Below are 19,057 nucleotides of genomic sequence, written 5' to 3' on the forward strand. Positions count from 1 at the left end.
CATAATCAGTGAAATATTTGATTCTATTCCATAGTCCCACGTAACTACAGCTATTCTATATGTTGCATATGGTTTTCTATTTGTTACATCGCCGTGATATGCCCCATGAAACGTAGAAAAAACATCCTTTTCTATTTGTGTAATTCGGGAAAACTTCTCTATTTTGCGAGCATGAACTCACTATAACAGATTGATTGCTATGAAGAAACATTTGGGATTACTATTCGTGTTTTGTCTTTTTTGCGAACAGCTTCTTTCGGAGAATACCCGTTTCTATGATTCCGGGCAGTTGTCTTGCAACCTGATTACAAAAATCTGCCAGGACAACCGTGGCTTTATCTGGGTAGGAACAGAATATGGGCTGAATAAATTCGATGGGGTTCAGTTTACACAATATCTGAACCGGGAGAATGATACGACCTCTTTGCAGAATAATATAATCCGTAGCCTGATGGTGGATAAAGACCATCGTTTGTGGGTAGGGTGCAGTAGCGGACTACAATATTATGTACCCGAAAAGGATGCGTTCCGTACCGTTCCTTTCGAGGGAAACTTGTCTCCGAGTGTAATTCAAATCTATCAGTTGCATACGGGAGAAATTTGGTTGCTGGCTTCCGGCCGGGGGATTTTCGCGGTAGATGTACAGAATGAGAAAGTCCGTCCTTTGAACGAACTGACCAAAAAATGCGGGACTTATTCTATCAATCGTCTTTATGAAGACCGTTTCAACCGTATTTGGATAAGTACGGACAAGGAAGGGCTGGTCTGTCTTTATCCTGATCGGAAAGAGGTAAAGAACTATACAGTCCCGGAATTACCCGGTAAGTCGGCTTCTGTGATTATAGAAGACAAAGAGGGGACTTTGTATGTCGTGGTCGCAGGAAGTGTCATGAGACTGGATGAGGCGGACAACCGCTTTGTGCAAGTTAAAAGCTATAACGGAATGGATTTGGATATACGTGACATGACGCTTGATAAAGATGGTAGGGTTTATATCAGCACCTACGGAAAAGGCGTTTTCTATATCGACCGGGGTAAACAACTGTTATTTCCCGTCGAAACTCTCCATAGCCCGTTCTTTAATATCGGTACGGCAAAAGTCGTTTCCATGATTGAAGACCGCAGTCAGAATCTATGGCTGGCATGTTTTCAGAAAGGACTGCTGATGATTCCCAATCGCCCGATGTCGTTTGGCTTTTGGGACTTGTCTGAAAAGGGATATGAGCAGGGCGGGACTGTCACTTCTGTGTACCGTGACAGCGAGGGTTTTGTCTGGGGCGGACTGGAAGGTGGCGGACTGTTCAAGTTTGATGAGGCAGGAGAAGTGACCGCTCATTTTGCCACTCCCCAGACGGTTGTCTCGATGTTTGAAGATAGCAACCATAATTTTTGGGTGGGAACCTATTACAATGGACTGGCTATGTTGAATACCCGTACCGGAGAGTCCCGGTTTATTTCCCGGTTTGACGGTCAACGCATCAAGAGCATTGTAGAAGACTCCCGGAAAAATCTGTATATATCCGTTTTCGGAGTGGGTATGAAAGGTTATCGCCTTTCTACGGGGGAAGTTTGGGAGCTTGCTGAAACGGCACCGGAAACAAAAGGACTGATGAAAAACCGCTGGATAAACGTGTTGCTTTGTGATTCGAAAGACCTGATATGGATGGGAAACTATAAAGGGATAAGCTGCTACGATGCCCGGAACGACCGTTATATAAAGATAGAGGGAGACTCCGTTCTCGACAGGCACGTGTGCTATTCGTTGCTGGAAGACCGTGGCGGGAATATATGGATGGGCACTAATAACGGGCTGTACGTGTGGAACCGGATGCTGAAAACGTTCAAACGGTATTCTACGGAAGAGGGGCTTTCGAATAATGTAATTTGCGGCTTGGCGGAAGATAAGGAAGGGAACATTTGGTGCAGCACATTCCGGGGCATAAACCAGATAAAAACGGGAGAAAAACGAATCGTCAACTACTATACCGGCAATGGATTGATAGACAAGGAATTTTCTCGCGGTGTCTATTTTCACGATAAGGAAGACCGTATTTATTTCGGCGGAAATTATGGAATCACTCATTTCTTCCCCAACATGATTCGCCCTACGGAGTTTGATAAAGAAGTGATGATTACCAATATGTATCTGGACAACCGCCCCGTCACTGCGCAAACCCGTTCGGGGAAGAATCCCGTGATTGACGGCATACTGATGGATGCCCGTGATTTCTACCTGTCTCACGAAGACAACACGTTTACATTCGAGTTCTCGACGATGGATTTCCGCGAGGCGGAAAATATTCATTATGAATACCGGTTGAAAGAATTAAGCCTGTCATGGAACAACACTCTGCCGGGGGTGAACCGGATAACTTACAGCCATTTGTCTCCAGGCAATTATACCCTGGAAGTGCGTGCCTGTGAAAACGGGGCATATACTCCTGTCAAGGAAGTGTATATTCATATAGCGCCGCCCTGGTATCGGACGACCATTGCCTATATATGCTATTTCTTATTATTGCTTGCCATAGGCATGCAAATCTACTATATGTTGAAAAGAAAGCGGAGAGAAGAAATCAATGAAGAGAAATTGAAGTTCTTTATCAACATTTCCCACGAAATCCGTTCTCCGATGACAATGATTATCAGTCCGCTGGAATCATTGCTGAAACGCGATTATGATGAAACGACTTCAAAAGCGCTGCGTTCTATGTATAAGAATGCCAATCGCATTATAAGTTTGATAAACCAGTTGCTGGACATCCGTAAGATTGACAAGGGACAGATGCGCATATCCTGTTCGGAGACAGACTTGGTGGGATTCATTGACGACCTGTTCCAGACGTTTGATTATCAGTCCGGGAAACGTAATATCCGTTTTACATTTGAATATGAACAGAAAGAGCTTCCTGTATGGATTGACCGGAATAATTTTGATAAAGTATTGGTGAACCTTCTCTCCAATGCCTTTAAATATACGCCTGATAACGGAGAAATTACCGTCCGGTTGGCAACAGGAACCAATAGGAAAGAGACAGGCGCACTTCGGAATTACGCAGAAATCACAGTGCTCGATACAGGGGAGGGAATTGATGAAAGTAAGTTGGAAAAGATATTCGAACGTTTCTATCAGGCTTCTGCCGATTTGGCTTCCGCGCCGATAGGTTTTGGTATCGGGCTTAATCTATGCCGGTTGTTGGTGAGCCTGCATCATGGCACGATTGTGGCTTCCAACCGGAAAGACCGTACGGGAAGTTGCTTTGTCATTCGTATTCCGTTGGGGAACGCTCATTTGAAGAAAGAAGAAATGGCAGACCGTTCGGTTACAAACCGGGTTGCCCTGCAACCCCCCTCTTATGAACTGATGGATGAACCGGAAAAAAAGAAATCCGGCAGAAGCAAGACGCACTATAAAGTGCTGATTGTAGACGATGATGAAGATGTACGTGAGTTCCTGCAAGCCGAATTAGGTGGAACCTATCGTGTGCTGGCTTGCGGAAATGGTGCCGAAGGATTGCAGGTAGCATTGAAGCAACAGCCGGATGTGATTGTTTCGGATGTGGTGATGCCGGAGATGGACGGCTTTACATTGGTTCGGAAGTTGAAGGGTAATGGCAACACCAGCCATATACCTGTCATCCTCTTGACCTCTAAAACAGAACATGCCGACCGGATTCAAGGACTGGATAAGGGAGCGGACGCTTACTTGACAAAACCTTTTGTCGTGGAAGAACTGACGACTATGATTTCCAGTCTGATAGCCAACCGTATGTTGTTGAAAGGCAAGTTCTCCGGTGCGCAAGACCAGGAAGATAAAGTGAAATCCGTAGAAGTGAAATCTACTGACGAGATTCTGATGGAGCGCGTCATGAAAGTGGTGAACGGTCATCTGGACGACTCGGAACTGAATGTGGAAATGCTGGCGGAACAAGTCGGGCTGAGCCGTGTGCAACTTCATCGGCGGCTGAAAGAACTGACCGGAATCCCTGCCAGTGAGTTTATCCGGAATATACGGTTGAAACAAGCTGCCATACTACTCAAAGATAAGAAAATGAATATTTCCCAGGTCGCTTATGCGGTTGGTTTTACCAACCATACGCATTTCTCTACTGCCTTCAAGAAGTTCTACGGAGTGTCTCCGACAGACTATATCGCAGGTGTGGAAAACAATAAATAAGTGGCGGATTAAGCGTCGGAAAGCATATGGAAAGCCTTGTCGTTACCTTTAGAAACTTGAATGAAACAGATTGAAAAAGTGTGGAAACGGGCATTCTAGCTTATGTAACACGGGTGAACGTGTTTCGGCGATAAGTTGCGTAAGTTTGCATCAGTCAGAAAAAGTCTTTTAGTCAACAGACTCTTTGATTGACCTTACGTAATCTATTAATAATAAATTTTATAGTATGAAAAATGACATTGAAAAGCAACGATTCTTTTGTTCTGCTCGACGTTGGTTCAGCTTTCTGATAGGAATATGCGTGCTGGGGCTTTCCGCATACCCTATAGATATGGTGGCAGCAGAGGAATTTGAAGTGGTAGAAGAATTACAGCAAATCTCCCGTGTGACAGGTACGGTTACCGATTCTGAAGGCGAACCGGTGATTGGAGCCAGCGTCATGGTGAAAGGAACGTCTACCGGAACGGTCACAGATTTGGACGGTCGTTATTCGATTGCGGTCAAATCAGGACAGACCATTGAATTCTCTTTTGTAGGTATGAAAAAAGTGTCGGTGAAGGTGGCTGATAAAAAGACGATTAACGTAACCATGCATGATGATGCAGTGGCTTTGGATGAAGTAGTAGCTATCGGGTATGGTACGATGAAACGTTCGGACTTGACAGGCGCAGTTGTCTCTGTAAGTTCGGAAGCTATCGAGCAGATGAATCCTACTTCCATCGACCAGGTATTGCAAGGCCGTGCTGCCGGTGTGCAGATGACGCAGAATTCCGGTATTCCCGGTGGTGGGTCTTCCATCCAGATTCGCGGCTTGAACTCCATCAATAGTACGAATGAACCTATTTATGTGATTGACGGAGTTACAATCAGTGGAGATACCGGAACGCAGACGGATAACGCGCTGTCTTCCATTAATCCGTTGGATATTGAATCAATGGAGATATTGAAAGATGCTTCCGCTACTGCTATCTATGGTGCGCAGGGCGCTAATGGTGTTATCATTATCACTACCAAAAGCGGTAAAGAAGGAAAAGCTAAAATTAATGTTGAAGCACAATATGGCATCCAGTACTTGCCCCGTGAGATTGAAGTGGCTGACTTGCGCGAATTTGCTTATCACAGTAACGATATTTACGATGCCTTGGGATATGGCAAGAGCAGCCTGTTTGCCGACCCCTCTACTTTGGGTAAGGGAACAAACTGGCAGCAAGCTATTTTCCGCCCCGCTTCCATGCAGAATTATAATTTCAATATGTCCGGCGGCTCGAAAGGGACAACCTATAAGCTTTCCGGCAACTACCTGACGCAGGACGGTATTGCCAGCGGCTCGGATTTTGACCGTATTACCCTGACGGCAGGAATGGACTCACAGGTGCGCAAATGGTTGAAAATTGGCGGACGAACCACATTGTCGCGTACTACGCAAACAGTAACAATTGCCGACTGGAACCTGATAAACAGTGCTGTACGTCAGAAACCGAATATACCCGTCACTAATTTGGATGGTTCGTATGCAGCTCCGGAGGAGCAGGACAACGACTTGTCCAATCCATTGGCAGTTTCCCGTTTATCGGACAAGAATAACCGTAAACTCTCTGTTCGTGCGAATGTCTACGCTACGGTAGCTCCCGTGAAATGGTTTAACTTCAAAACCGAATTCTCGGCTAGCATCAACTCAGACGAGACACACAGCTTTGTACCCACTTATTGGTTCAATGCTTGGAGCCAGAACTCGGAAGCTTCCCGTGAAGAAACCATGCAGAATACCTATTATTGGGCATGGCGTAATCAGATGAATTTCAGCTATAAGCCGACGAAGCGTCAAAGTATCAACCTGATGCTGGGACATGAAATGACCGAACGTGAAAGTAACCGCCTATATGGCAAACGATTGAATGGCGAGGACGGAAGCCTGCCGGATTTGAGTGCGGGAGATGCGTTGACAGCCGAGAATAGCGGCTATACAGGAAGGAGCGCGTTCCTTTCTTTCTTCGGCCGTCTGAATTATTCACTGATGGAGCGTTATTTGCTGACTGCCACTCTCCGTTATGACGGCTCTTCTAATTTTGGCGATGGACATCGCTGGGGCTGTTTCCCTTCTGTTTCTGCCGCCTGGCGTATCAATAAGGAGAAGTTTATGAAAAGCGTAGACTGGGTCAGCAATCTGAAACTGCGTGCGGGTTACGGGCATGTCGGTAACTCCAATGTATCTCAATTTGCCTATACATCGGTCTTAAAGACCATTCCTACGATTTGGGGAAATGGTAATATGCTCTCACGTATCCCGAATGAGGACATTACTTGGGAGACGACGAAATCTTTTAATGTCGGACTGGACATTGCTTTATTCAACAACCGGGTAGAATTTATCGCCGACTGGTACTACAAGAAAACGGATGACCTGCTTCTGATTCTTTCTTTGCCGGGAACGACCGGAACCAACGGAACAATAAACGTTACGACCCAAGCTCCGTGGGATAATGTAGGCTCATTGGAAAATAAAGGTGTTGAACTGACTTTGAATACGGTCAATATCAGTAAACGCAATTTCCAGTGGAGAAGCAGTCTGGTCTTTACGCTGAACAGAAATAAGGTGCTTAGCCTGAATACGGCAAATGCCTTTGTGGACAAAACTTATCAGACCGGTGGTAAAGACCGTATCGTAACCCGTACGCAAGTTGGAAGTCCCATCGGGCAGTTCTATGGCTACAAATGTATCGGCCGTATCAATTCCGCTTACGATTTGTATGATGAAAATGGAAATGTCAAGATTGCTCTTCCGGAAGGGTTGACGGTCGACAAGACAAAGGGAGTATGGGTAGGCGACTTGATTTTTGAGGATTTGAATAATGATGGAGTCATTGACGAGAAAGACCAGACTATCATCGGCAATCCGTTACCTAAATTTACCGGTGGTTTCGGTAATACTTTCTCTTATAAAGGTTTCGATTTGAACTTATATTTCACTTTCTCTTATGGCAATGACATCATGAACTGGCTGAATGTAAATGTCGACAATCCGAATGAGCGCATGTATAATATAACCAAGCGTGCCGCTGTGGATTATGCCAAGGTTGCGTTGATTGACCCGAATGGTTCGGCCGATAACATTTATAATAACTATGTGGCAAGTGGCGCGGAACGTATGTACCGTATCCTGCCTGCCGACCCGAATCAGAACAACCGCATCTCTACCCGTATCATAGAGGACGGTTCCTATCTTCGTCTTCAGAATGTTTCGTTGAGTTATAATTTCCCGAAACGTTGGGTGAGCAAAATAGGTCTTAGTATGGTCAAACTGTATGCCAATGTATCCAACCTGTTCACGTTGACTAAATATTCCGGATACGACCCGGAAGTGGGGATGGCTCGTGACCAGTACTCGAACTATAGCCAGAGTGCTCTTCTGAACGGTTTTGATACAGGACGTTATCCTTCTCCGCGTGTATATACTTTTGGTATCAATGTAGGATTTTAATTAAGACGATTGCAATATGAAAAAGATAGAAAAAATACTGATAATAGGTCTGTTTTCATTAGTGGGAGCCGGATGCAGCGATTTCTTGGACGTTACTTCCAAACAGGAGCTTACTTATGAAACTTTTTATAAGAATGCAAATGACTGCCGGTCGGCGACGGCGGCTCTCTATAATGCTGTATGGTTCGACTTTAACAGTAAATTCCTGTGGGAGATAGGCGACTCGCGTGCCAATAATATGTACGTCGACCTGGCTACTTATGCTTCTGCAATCTTCAACCGTTTCATGGAAACGTCTAACACGGATGACCTGGAAAACGGTTGGGACGCACTTTATTCGGTGATTGGCCAGTCAGACCATATTCTGAATAATATCTACCGTGCGCTGGATTATGGTGTAGACCCGAAAGTGGTGAATGCATGTAAGGGGGAAGCGCGTTTCATGCGTGGTTTGGCATACTGGTATCTGGCTAGTATATGGGGGAATGTCCCTATCATAGAAGACCCGGTGCAACTCTCCAATAACTTTGTGGTACGCACTAATCATCGCGAAGATGTATTACAGTATGCAATGAAGGATATGGAATTCGCGGCAACGTATCTGCCTGAGAGTGACGAGCCCGGACGCTTGACACGTTACAGTGCGTTGGGAATGTTGTCCCGTTTATATATCACTGCCGCATGTTATGCCCGTGGTGGAAATTTCTCGCCGGAACGGTATGAAACGAATCCCGAGGTTTATTACCGGAAAGCAGCGGAAGCCGCTTTGACCGTATGTGAAGAAGGTACGCAATATTCGCTGATGGCAGATTATGAACAACTGTTCCGTGTGCAGAACAATAATAATTCGGAATCTTTGTTTGCACTTCAGTGGGTGCCGGGAAGCACGGTCTACGGAGTAGGAAACCGTATGCAGATTAACCTTTGTTATTCTACGGAGATGTTAGGTGGCCTGAAAGCTTATGGTGGTTCCGGCTATCTGTCTGCCGAGTTTGTCGAACTGATACATAAGCGGGGTGAGCTGTCCCGTAAACGGGCTACTTTTTTCTATAACGGTGCTGTTTATGATTATATCGGAACTGCTACCGATGCAGGTAAGTGGGTGGTTTCGGGACGCTCCATGTGTAACGTGAAGAAGCATATCGTTGGTGGTACAAAAGATACGGACGGTGGGGCGGTAGCCGAAAATTCGGGCTTTGCTACTCCTATGTTGCGTTTGGCGGAGGTTTATTTGCTTTATGCGGAAGCGGTACTGGGTACAAAGAGTGAGATTGACGCTACCACCGTAGAAGGCAAAAAGGCTTTGCTTTATTTCAATAATGTCCGTGAGCGTGCCCGTGATAAGAACGCGGAAGAGCCGAATGAGAATTTGGCGGACTTGACCAGGCTGACATTGGATGATATTTGGACGGAACGTCGTTGCGAACTGGCAATGGAAGGACAGTTCTGGTATGATATTGTACGTCGTGCATATTGGAATAAGGAATGGGTACTCGACTTTCTGAATAACCAGAAAAGAGGTTATAAATATACGTATGACGGCTCCACCTTCAAGTGGAGAGATTCGGACGGTCGTGAAGCGAAACCGGCAACGGAAGATAAACTGTTGCTGCCTTACCCGCTGAATGAAGTGACAATGAATCCTTTGTTGAGGGAAGAACCTGTTCATTTTGATATTGCGGCAGAATAATAACCTTTAAAATCGAAATTAAATGAAGCTTTTAAAATATATAGGAAAGAATTGCATGCTGGGGCTGATGTTGGTTGTATGCTTGTCGGCATGCCAGGATGAAGACCGGGTATCGGTAGCCCGTATCTGTACGCAGAAAGTGGGTGATACACAGACGGAACTGACCAAGGTACGCCTGGGAGAGATGGTACGCATTGAGGGTAGCGGATTTGCTACGACGAAAGCTGTTTATTGCAATGGTACATTAGTGTCGGGAGTAAACAGTAACTTCATTACTGATACACAGATTATTTTTACCGTGCCCAAATCCATCCCTATTGGTTCGGAAGTCAAGAATAAGGAAGAACTGAACACGATACGTATTGTGACCAAGTATGATGATTTTGTTTACCCGATTCCTATTTTGGGCGGTACGCCTGCAATAACCGGAGTTTCCCATACCTTGGCGAAAGCCGGCGAACAGATTAAAATCTACGGAACCAATCTTCGCGGGATAGAGAAAGTGACATTTCCGGGTGGCATTGTTGTGGAAGCGGATGCGTTTACAGAGAATACTGATTATACGACAATAACGGTGAATGTTCCCGAAGGTGGTGACTTGGTAGCCGGAGAACTTAGCGTGGAAGGTGTAAGCGGTGGCGCTTATTCTTATAATTATATGAACTGTAAAGAATGTGTCTTTATAAATAAATTCCAGCAGGGCGATGATGATGCTTATAATTATAGCAATATGCTGACGGCTGTCATGCAGTCGCCACTACCGGAAGAAACATATGGAGAACCGGGAAACCCGGAGTGTTACAGAGGCTTCCCGAAAGACGGGCCGTCGGACATCGACCCTATATTGAATGATAATCAGGAGATAGGGAATTTCAGGCTTTATTCCGCCAAGATGTGGGATATTGTACTGGCTAATTCCAACGGGCTGATAAAGGAAAATACACTTTGTGACAAGTTGGCTATTCAATTTGATTATTATGCCACTACTCCATGGACGACAGGTTGTTTCCGTTGGGAAATGATTGAAAGTAACGGAAATTACCGACAGACGACATTGTCATGGGTAGAGAGCGGAGAGATTGTTCCGGTGACCTTCAGAGGATGGAGAACATTGACTATGCCTTTATCTGAAATGACGGACGTGAAGGGAAAGACTGTGAAGCAGGTAAAAGAGGCTGTTGGTGATAAAGGGGGCAAGTTTATGTTCAAGGTGGGCAAATTCCAGGTTGGCGGAACCTACTATACCGGAATAACAATGCGGGATTGCCAGGTTTTTGTGGGTAATTTCCGTGTAGTGCCTTATTCCAAAAAGCCATATGATAATAACTAACCTTTAGAAATGATGAAAACAATACAATATTTGAAATATAGCTGGTTGTTCTCTCTCTTGATAATGATGAGTGGGGGACTGATATCGTGCGGCGACGATGATGTATATAACAAACGGGATGCCGGTTCTGATAAAGTACTGATTGAAAGTATCCGCGTGCAGAGCAATGATTTATGGGCTCCTGTGGCACAAGTACGTGTCGGTACGGCTGTCCGGATAGAAGGGAATAACTTGGAAAAGGCTTCCGCTGTCTACTTCAATGGATATGAGGTGACTTCAGAGCATTTCACCAATATAGGCAAAACATATATTGAAACAGTAGTGCCGGAGAATACTCCTATCGGACACCAGGTGACAGACGAAACGGTGAAGAATACGGTTCGGGTAGTGACCGATGTAAACGAGTTTACATCGGAACTGAACATTATCAGTAAATCGTTGAATGTAAGTGGCATTGCTTTGTATGAAAACGAAGAAGCATCTATTCCCGGAAGTACTGTAACCGAAGCGGAGTTAGGCAGCAAGATTCAAATACAGGGGGCAGGTTTGGATTTTGTAACGGCTGTTTATTTTAACGGGAAGGCAACCACAGAAAAATTTATCTTGCAGTCTGCCGTAGGAATTACATTGCACATACCGAAGGATACTCCGTTAGGCTCTAATGTCACTAATTCTTCCGACCGGAATACGATAACAGTGGAGACCGAATTTGGAGAGAAATTTATTTATTCGTTCACCATTAAAGGTAATCCGCCGACATTCACCGGCGTGCGTTCTGCCGACGGGTCGGAAGTAATCACTAAATCTAAAGGCGGAGAAACAATCCGGCTGATTGGAACACATTTGGAGACTGTGACGAGTATCTATTGCAATGGCAAAGAATTGACCGATTTCGAGACTACACCGGAATATATCCTGTTGACACTTCCTAAGGATTTGCCTGTCGGTTCGGCTGTAACGAATGAAGAAACCAGAAATAAAATTCGGATTGTATCGGAATTCGGAGAAGCTGCGCTTGACTTTGAATTTAGGGGAAATGGTGCTGCTCCGGTGATTGACCGGGTTTCACATACGTTGGCGAAAGCGGGAGAACGTATCGAATTACTGGGAGAAAACTTTATCGACATAGAAAAGGTGGTGTTCCCGGGTGAGGTGGAAGCTGACTTGCAGACAATGACAGTTGGCAGTGATTATAAGACCTTATCTGTTCTGATACCTGTAGGTGGTGACCAGACTGCAGGAGCTATCCGGGTGGAAGGTATTAATGGTATAGGATATTCTTATGGTTATTTGAATTGTCACAGTAATGTGTTTATCGAGAAGTTTAGTGGTGACAGTTGGGGAACGCATCAGGCGGGAACGAGAATTTCCGGTAATTTATCGGCGGAAGTCGGTGTTTCAGGTGAATGGCCGCAGAACCCCGGAGTATACCGTGCTTTTCCTGCCAACGGTACTGTTGATTATAAAGCCGATGGTACTGATGATACGAATAACAACGGATATTATTCCTTCAAAGTACAGAAAGCCTGGCAGCATTTATTAGATAATAATGCTCTTGACGGGACTGTTAATTGTGATGATTTGGCTGTTCAGTTTGATTGCTGGATGAGTTGCAACTGGACTGCGGGGGCTCTTCGTTTTGCCTTCAAAGGCGATAATGAAATAACATTTGTTCCGTGGCATACAGGCTGGAGTGATGAATACAAAACGGTTGATGTCGATTTTTCAAAAGGCTGGAAAACATTTACTTTCCCATTGTCGGAAATGGCAAGTGTTGCAGGAAAAACAGTAAAGCAGGCTTCCGAAAGTACAGAGAATGGACGGTTTACATTTATCTTCGGACGTTTTAATTATTCAAGTTGGTCTCGTGGAGAAGCTATGGATGGTTTCCGTATCTGCTTTGGTAATTTCCGTATTGTCCCATATGTTAAAGGGGAGTAAACTGTGTTTCCTATGAATAGATTTACTTATATATTACTTGTCTTCTTATTATTCCTTTCTTGCGGAGGAAGTAATGAGAAATTAGAGTCTCCGGATAAGAATCCGGAGACAGAAATCGACCCGTATGAAACTCTTTCTATTGATACAGATATTGAATATCAGGAAATAATAGGTTTCGGTGGAATGAATACCAAGTGGCAGGCTTCTACTTTGTCTGATAGCGAGGTGGCCACCCTTTATGGGAAAGAGAGTGGGCAACTGGGCTATAATGTGTTGAGGATACGTATATCTCCTAATGGTGAGAAGGACTGGAAACAGATAACAGGTACGGTAAGGAAAGCTAAATCGTTGGGAGCGGTAATTCTAGCTACTCCCTGGACGGCTCCTGCCGAACTGAAAACCAACAAAAGCATCGTGCAGGGAGAACTGGAAGATTATGCGGGATATGCAGCTTATCTGAAACGTTTTGTACAGTATATGAAAGATAATGATGCTGCCATTGATGTACTTTCCATTCAGAACGAACCGGATATTGATGTAGACTATGAGAGTTGCCAATGGTCGCCCGCACAGATATATAACTTTGTGAAAGCCTATGGTGCGGAGCTTCGTAATACCGGAGTGAAACTGCTGGCTGCCGAACATTCAAAATTTAACCATACATTTACAGACCTGCTTCTGAATGATGCACAGGTTGCAGAAAATATGGATTGTATTGGCGGGCATATTTATGGCGGTGGTCTGGCTGAGTACGATTTGGTTTCGCAAAAAGGGAAGGAATATTGGATGACTGAACATTTGCTCAATAAAGCATGGGATGATAAGACATTGAAAAGTCCTGAGGCATTGAGAATGGAGAATCTTGCATTTGCGGAAGAAGTGAACCAGTGTATGGAGAAAGGCTTTAATGTCTATATATGGTGGTATCTGAGACGTTTCTATAGCATGTTGGGAGATGGGGACGGTGGTTCTGTCCGAAGTGAAGTTACTACACGGGGATATTTCCTGTCTCATTTTGCAAAATATGCAACCGGGCGGACACGTGTTAAAGCAACCTTGCCCCAAAGTATTGTTTCGGGAATATCCGCCACTGCCTATAAAGATGCGGATGGAAATATATCTGTGATGTTGGTTAATTCGTCGGCAAATGCAATGAAAGATTTGAAACTGAATCTACCTTTTAAGGCTGGCAAGATTACTAAAGTTGTGACAGTCTCCGGTACAACCCTTGCCGGGACGAATAAGAAGATGGCTCAATCAACGGTTGATTTAGATGATGGGGTAGAAGTGGAAGCTTATAGCGTGGTCACTTTATTAATCGAAAGATAGTATGTGCCAGATGAGAATTAATAGAAGTAAAATAGTGAGCCGGGTGCTGTTCGTCTTCGGGCTTGTTCTGTCATGTGCATGCAGTGAACAGGAAATATCTGTTACTGATGACGGAGCGACGGATGAAGACACCAAGACAGAAGAGAGCGGGGTAGTGTTGTTCCCGCGTTTGGGGGATTTTCCCTTGAGCGGTACATTTGCAATGAAAGTCAATGGGCAGGCTGCCTTTGTCGAGACTAAGGGACATTATGATGTGCCTATCCACTATGCACAATTGAGTATCCGGTCAGAAGAGGTACTTCAGGTTGAAATAACAGTTGACGAGGCGATAAACAGGTATTCCATTAGTCCGTTGCGAAAGGGAATCCAAGGTCGTGCGGAAGGCAATACGCTTCAATTTACAGTAAATGAACCGGGATATTTTTTAGTGAGAATCAATGACTTGGAGGATTTGTTTCTCTTAATAAATCCACAAGTTGATTATCGGGCTCAGATAGCAAACAAAAAGATAATCAATGTGACGGATTACGTTTCGGACATTACGGGGGAAACAGTGCAGACAGCCGTATTGCAACAAGCGATAGATGAAGCGGCGAGACAACAGGCAGTCCTTTATTTCCCGGATGGGATTTACCGTACCGGTACTTTGCAGATGCGTAGTAATATGACAGTTTTCTTATCGGACGGGGCGCTTATCATAGGAAGTACGGTTGAGAGTGATTATATTCGTGAGAAGGAATACGGGACAAATGCCGCCGCGTGTGGTTCTTTAATCCGTTTGGCGGGAGTCAGTAATTTCCGAATGATTGGCAATGGTACGATTGATGGTGCGGCTTGGTCGGGATTACGGAGAAAACCTGGAGAATCGGTTCCCGAAGGAGGAAAGCCCGTTAATTATGCGACAGAGATTTATTTGATGTTTGCTTCTGATTGTCAGAATCTGTATTTCGATGGGGTGGTACTTCGTGACCCTGTATTTTGGAACACACGTATTTTTCGTTCGCGCGAGGTAAGGATGGAAAATATAAAGGTTCTTAATGACCGTCCGGAACGTGACTGGACTAATACGGACGGAATTGTTTTTGATTCTTCGTTACATTGTTCGCTGCGCAATGCAGTAATCTATGGCGGTGATGATAATTGTGTGGTGAAAGGGCGTGACAGGCGTTTGGAGTATGATACGGAAGATATCTTGTATGACGGAGTATTGACCGTAACCAATTCGTCAGGGGTGAAAATAGGAACAGAGACTTTCGTACACCGGATAAATGAGGTCGTTTTCCGTAATATTGATATTGTAAGTGCGCAGCGCTCGATTGTGATTGATGCTAAAGACGGTTCTCAAATCAGTAATGTCCGGTTTGAGAACATTGTTATTGAAGGGTTTTATAAATTGTCCGGTGGCTATCGTTTGATAGATTTCCGGCTGATGAACCGGGACGCGGTTCCTTGTACTAGTACAATATCTGATATAAAAATATCCGATGTGGATGTTTGGAATGGCATGGATGGCGTAAAAGTGCGCTTTGAAGGTAAGGATGACGAGGCTTTTATCCGGAATGTCACATTGAAGGATATGAAGGTCAGGCATCAGAAAGTTGAAAGTTTGCAGGAACTTGTTGAAAAGGCAAACAATCTGGAGTTAAATAACTATGTATATCAGTTGTTACTGGAATGAGAGGAACAGCCGGTGATAGTATAAATGTCTAATTAATTAAATAAGTTGTATATGAAAAAGGTAATTATTCTTTTGATTTGTATGTGTGCAGTTCTTTCTATTCAGGCAAAGAAAGAGCCGGTAAAGATTTTTCCTCGCAGTTATGGGTACTATACGAAAGGGAACAACGGAGCTCAAACGATTACTTATGACAAAGGGTACGGACGTTTCGGATGGAATAACAAAGGTTTTAAAACCGACTTGTCGGCTTATACCCATATGGTATTAGAGATTGAACCGACGGATTCACGTGTCGAACTTCATATTATCTATGATAATGACGGTGAAGAGGAAGATGTAAAACTAGGTCAGATTAATATGGGGAAAGACCAGATAAAAGTGGAATTTGACGGAATGCGCAAAATTAAGGCAATCTATCTGACTAAGTCAAAGCCGGGTACTGTAAAAGTACTAGATTTTCATCTGACTGACGGACAAGACTGATAAACGGTTTATCCCATAAATAAGTAATTGCTATTACCTTCATGCCGATAATATATAGATGCCCGTTCAGTGTGTCTATATGCCGGTAAAGGATAATAGCAATTACTTTATAATTTGGATATTGAATTGTATGCGTCAATCGCCTTCTTTACCGAACCATGAAGCAATAACAACTTTTGCGCATGCCCATGGTCTAACCCCAGTTCTTCCATAATCATCCGGGTTCCTCTTTCCACTAACTTCTGATTACTCAACTGCATATTCACCATCTTATTCCCCTTCACCCGTCCGAGTTGAATCATCACCGAAGTACTAATCATATTCAGAATCATCTTCTGTCCGGTGCCTGATTTCATCCGTGAACTTCCCGTCACATATTCCGGCCCGACAATCATTTCGATGGCGACGTCCGCTTCTGCCGCCATCGGAGAATCGGGATTGCTGGTGATACAACCTGTCAGGATACCATGTTTGCGGGCTTCCCGCAAAGCACCGATAACATAAGGCGTAGTGCCGGAAGCAGCGATGCCGATTACGGTATCCTTATCATTAATCTGATGTTCGGTAAGCTCTTCCCATCCCCGGTTCATATCGTCCTCGGCACCTTCCACCGGATTACGCAGAGCGGTGTCTCCACCGGCTATCAAGCCGATAATCCAGGTAGGCGGCATGCCGAATGTCGGTGGTATCTCCGAAGCATCCAGTACTCCCAAACGACCGCTTGTTCCTGCACCCATATAAAAGATGCGTCCGCCCTGCTTCATACGGGGGACAATCAGACTGACAAGCTGTTCAATCTGCGGGATGCTCTTTTTTACAGCTAATGCCACCTTTTGGTCTTCACGATTGATATCTTCTAGTATTTCTCGTACAGACTTTTTTTCTAAATCATCGTAGAGGGACGCTTGTTCGGTTATCTGCATAGGGTTGGAATGATTACAATTTACTAATTATAAGCTACTAATTATAAACTAAATTGATTGGGCAGAGCGGTATGGTATCGGATTAATCCTTCCATCGGACTTTGGAGAATCTTACCGATGCTGATTCCCGTTTCCCGTGCGGCTTCCTGCAATATCTCCTTGTAGCAATGAGCTACCGAACCGATGAAATGTGCCGGATACTGTGCATAGTCATATTGCATCACATTTCTTCGCAGGAAAGCGATGAAACTATTGAGGACTAATTGACGGATACCCGGTTCTTCCAGATGCTGGGCAATGAAAGGAGAAAGGCTTGCCAGAAAGCGGTTCGGGAAAGGCTGACGGTAAACCCGGTCGATGATTTCGGGAGCTGTCAAGTCGAATTGTTTGAGAAACGCTTCCTTTACGGCAGGTGAGAGCTGATTTTTCAGAATATCACCTACTAATAATTTCCCCAGTACTGCGCCACTTCCCTCGTCGCCTAAGATAAATCCTAGCGGTGAGACGTTATTGACAATCTCTTCTCCATTGTAAAAGCAGGAGTTGGAACCGGTTCCCAGAATACAGACAATGCCTGCCTCGTGTCCGCATAACCCGCGGGCGGCAGCCAACATATCCGAATAGGCTTTGATATTCCCGACAATGGGTAAACTGTCGGCAATAGCCCGCCGGATGACAGGAGCTTTTTCGGGGGTACAACCTGCACCGTAGAAATAGACGGAGTTAATCGTCCCTTCCGGTAGTTGTGGCAGGAGAGAATGTGTCAGTTCTTGTTGAACTTCCTCTTCCGATTGGAAGAAAGGGTTAAGCCCTTTCGTTCCAATTCGTTTGATAGGTGTGTCGTTGAGTACGACACACCAGTCGGTCTTGGTAGAACCGCTGTCTGCAATCAGTATCATATCTTAATGTATATTTTCTTTTTATATAGTATATATCCTATTGCCCAGTTGAGCAGGACGAACAGTATGGCGAAAGCTAGTGCCCCCCCTTCGTTTCCGAAAATGGGTTGCAGGGTACCGGCATAAAAGGCTTGCTGCAAGGAAGTGCTTTCTCCCTGGCAAGTAACGGTTATGACGCCTAGCAGGATGGCGAGAACATCTGCCAGCACATAGATAAAGAGCGGATTCACTCCGAAAGATTCGAAGAAATGGCTCCATTTCTTGTACCCTTTCAGGTCGATAATCCAGACAAGCAAAGCCAACAGGCTCGAGCCCAGTCCGCAAGTGACCAGGACAAAAGTCGGTGACCATATCTTTTTGTTGAACGGGCATCCGTAGCTGAGCAGGAAACCAGCGAAAGTGAGGATAGTTCCGATAAGGAAGAGTCGTTCGAGTTTTTCGCGAATGTCTTTGACTTCCATCAATAGTTTACCGACGCAGAAACCTATCAGTACGTGTGCGATGGAAGGGATAGTGCTGAGAAGTCCTTCCGGGTCAATGTGGTTGTCTTGATACATATGCGCGTCTCCCAAGATGCTCCGGTCTACAATGGAAAGAATGTTCGTTTCGTTGTAGGCAAAGCCGTTGCCGGTGATAAGAATGATAAAGTAACCTGCCAATAATACAAAAATCAGATAGGGGATATACTTGTGTTTGATAAGCAAGGCAATTAATGCGGACGCTCCGTAGCAAAGGGCAAGCCGTTGCATTACTCCCAATACCCGGATTTGGGCAAAAGGAAGCGGGTCGTGGTGGTAGCAAAGCAAGGCAAACCAGTTGATGGCTATTCCGATAAGGAAAATGACAATTGTTCTTTTGATAATCTTCAGGGCAGCGGGGGTACTGAACGTGAAGTTATACTTTCTGAGTGAGATGTAAGTAGAGATTCCCATGATAAACATGAAGAAAGGGAAAACCAGGTCTGTGGGGGTAAGACCGTTCCATTGAGCATGTTTAAGAGGGGGATATACGTATCCCCAAGACCCTGGATTATTCACCAGAATCATTCCTGCGATGGTAATGCCCCGCATTACATCGAGTGCCAGCAGGCGTTTGTTACTTGTTACATTCATGACTGTTACTTGTTAAT

General features: G+C 44.8%; 11 protein-coding genes. 8 read left to right on the forward strand and 3 right to left on the reverse strand.

Translation table 11 applies throughout. The annotated features are described in order from the left end of the window. Positions 1 to 199 precede the first annotated feature (199 nt). The 8 genes from BacF7301_RS07275 (at position 200) to BacF7301_RS07310 (ending at position 16,106) form a co-directional block, all read left to right on the forward strand. Positions 200 to 4,177 (forward strand): hybrid sensor histidine kinase/response regulator transcription factor, encoded by a 3,978-nt coding sequence (locus tag BacF7301_RS07275; RefSeq protein WP_167961579.1) that lies wholly within the window; start codon positions 200 to 202, stop codon positions 4,175 to 4,177. A 226-nt stretch (positions 4,178 to 4,403) separates the two neighbouring features. Next, a complete protein-coding gene (locus BacF7301_RS07280) occupies positions 4,404 to 7,655 on the forward strand; it encodes a SusC/RagA family TonB-linked outer membrane protein (protein ID WP_167961580.1) in 3,252 nt (1,083 codons plus the stop codon). Positions 7,656 to 7,671: 16 nt separating this feature from the next. Next, positions 7,672 to 9,345, forward strand: a complete 1,674-nt coding sequence (locus tag BacF7301_RS07285) for a RagB/SusD family nutrient uptake outer membrane protein (RefSeq protein WP_167961581.1) — start codon at positions 7,672 to 7,674, stop codon at positions 9,343 to 9,345. Between the two features lie 22 nt (positions 9,346 to 9,367). After that, on the forward strand, positions 9,368 to 10,675 hold the full coding sequence (locus tag BacF7301_RS07290; protein WP_167961582.1) for a glycan-binding surface protein: 1,308 nt from the start codon (positions 9,368 to 9,370) through the stop codon (positions 10,673 to 10,675). Between the two features lie 9 nt (positions 10,676 to 10,684). Continuing rightward, positions 10,685 to 12,616, forward strand: a complete 1,932-nt coding sequence (locus BacF7301_RS07295; protein WP_167961584.1) for a glycan-binding surface protein — start codon at positions 10,685 to 10,687, stop codon at positions 12,614 to 12,616. Between the two features lie 12 nt (positions 12,617 to 12,628). Then, on the forward strand, positions 12,629 to 13,945 hold the full coding sequence (locus tag BacF7301_RS07300; protein WP_167961586.1) for a glycoside hydrolase: 1,317 nt from the start codon (positions 12,629 to 12,631) through the stop codon (positions 13,943 to 13,945). A gap of 10 nt (positions 13,946 to 13,955) precedes the next feature. Further along, positions 13,956 to 15,623: a glycoside hydrolase family 28 protein gene (locus BacF7301_RS07305; RefSeq protein ID WP_167961588.1), complete on the forward strand. Its 1,668-nt coding sequence runs from the start codon at positions 13,956 to 13,958 to the stop codon at positions 15,621 to 15,623. 51 nt (positions 15,624 to 15,674) lie between these two features. Then, entirely contained in the window at positions 15,675 to 16,106 is a 432-nt protein-coding gene (locus BacF7301_RS07310; protein WP_245208405.1) for a hypothetical protein, read from the forward strand. Positions 16,107 to 16,213: 107 nt separating this feature from the next. Here the strand turns inward: BacF7301_RS07310 and murQ are convergent, their stop codons facing one another. Genes murQ through BacF7301_RS07325 form a run of 3 tightly spaced genes read right to left on the reverse strand, consistent with a single transcriptional unit; the run spans position 16,214 to position 19,040 of the window. Beyond that, on the reverse strand, positions 16,214 to 17,029 hold the full coding sequence (murQ, locus tag BacF7301_RS07315; protein ID WP_167961590.1) for an N-acetylmuramic acid 6-phosphate etherase: 816 nt from the start codon (positions 17,027 to 17,029) through the stop codon (positions 16,214 to 16,216). Between the two features lie 41 nt (positions 17,030 to 17,070). Continuing rightward, positions 17,071 to 17,928, reverse strand: a complete 858-nt coding sequence (locus BacF7301_RS07320; protein WP_167961592.1) for an ATPase — start codon at positions 17,926 to 17,928, stop codon at positions 17,071 to 17,073. After that, positions 17,925 to 19,040, reverse strand: a complete 1,116-nt coding sequence (locus BacF7301_RS07325) for an acyltransferase family protein (protein ID WP_167961594.1) — start codon at positions 19,038 to 19,040, stop codon at positions 17,925 to 17,927. Before BacF7301_RS07325 ends, BacF7301_RS07320 begins: the two co-directional genes overlap by 4 nt. Positions 19,041 to 19,057 lie beyond the last annotated feature (17 nt).

Source organism: Bacteroides faecium (genome assembly GCF_012113595.1).
GTDB classification, from domain to species: Bacteria; Bacteroidota; Bacteroidia; order Bacteroidales; family Bacteroidaceae; genus Bacteroides; species Bacteroides faecium.

What these genes read in the sequence shown, in the direction of transcription:
- BacF7301_RS07290 (WP_167961582.1), top strand. Translation starts at nt 9,368, where the DNA reads ATGAAGCTTTTAAAATATATAGGAAAGAATTGCATGCTGGGGCTGATG.
- BacF7301_RS07325 (WP_167961594.1), bottom strand. Translation starts at nt 19,040, where the DNA reads ATGAATGTAACAAGTAACAAACGCCTGCTGGCACTCGATGTAATGCGG.
- BacF7301_RS07275 (WP_167961579.1), top strand. Translation starts at nt 200, where the DNA reads ATGAAGAAACATTTGGGATTACTATTCGTGTTTTGTCTTTTTTGCGAA.
- BacF7301_RS07320 (WP_167961592.1), bottom strand. Translation starts at nt 17,928, where the DNA reads ATGATACTGATTGCAGACAGCGGTTCTACCAAGACCGACTGGTGTGTC.
- BacF7301_RS07295 (WP_167961584.1), top strand. Translation starts at nt 10,685, where the DNA reads ATGATGAAAACAATACAATATTTGAAATATAGCTGGTTGTTCTCTCTC.
- BacF7301_RS07285 (WP_167961581.1), top strand. Translation starts at nt 7,672, where the DNA reads ATGAAAAAGATAGAAAAAATACTGATAATAGGTCTGTTTTCATTAGTG.
- BacF7301_RS07310 (WP_245208405.1), top strand. Translation starts at nt 15,675, where the DNA reads ATGAAAAAGGTAATTATTCTTTTGATTTGTATGTGTGCAGTTCTTTCT.
- BacF7301_RS07305 (WP_167961588.1), top strand. Translation starts at nt 13,956, where the DNA reads ATGAGAATTAATAGAAGTAAAATAGTGAGCCGGGTGCTGTTCGTCTTC.
- murQ (WP_167961590.1), bottom strand. Translation starts at nt 17,029, where the DNA reads ATGCAGATAACCGAACAAGCGTCCCTCTACGATGATTTAGAAAAAAAG.
- BacF7301_RS07280 (WP_167961580.1), top strand. Translation starts at nt 4,404, where the DNA reads ATGAAAAATGACATTGAAAAGCAACGATTCTTTTGTTCTGCTCGACGT.
- BacF7301_RS07300 (WP_167961586.1), top strand. Translation starts at nt 12,629, where the DNA reads ATGAATAGATTTACTTATATATTACTTGTCTTCTTATTATTCCTTTCT.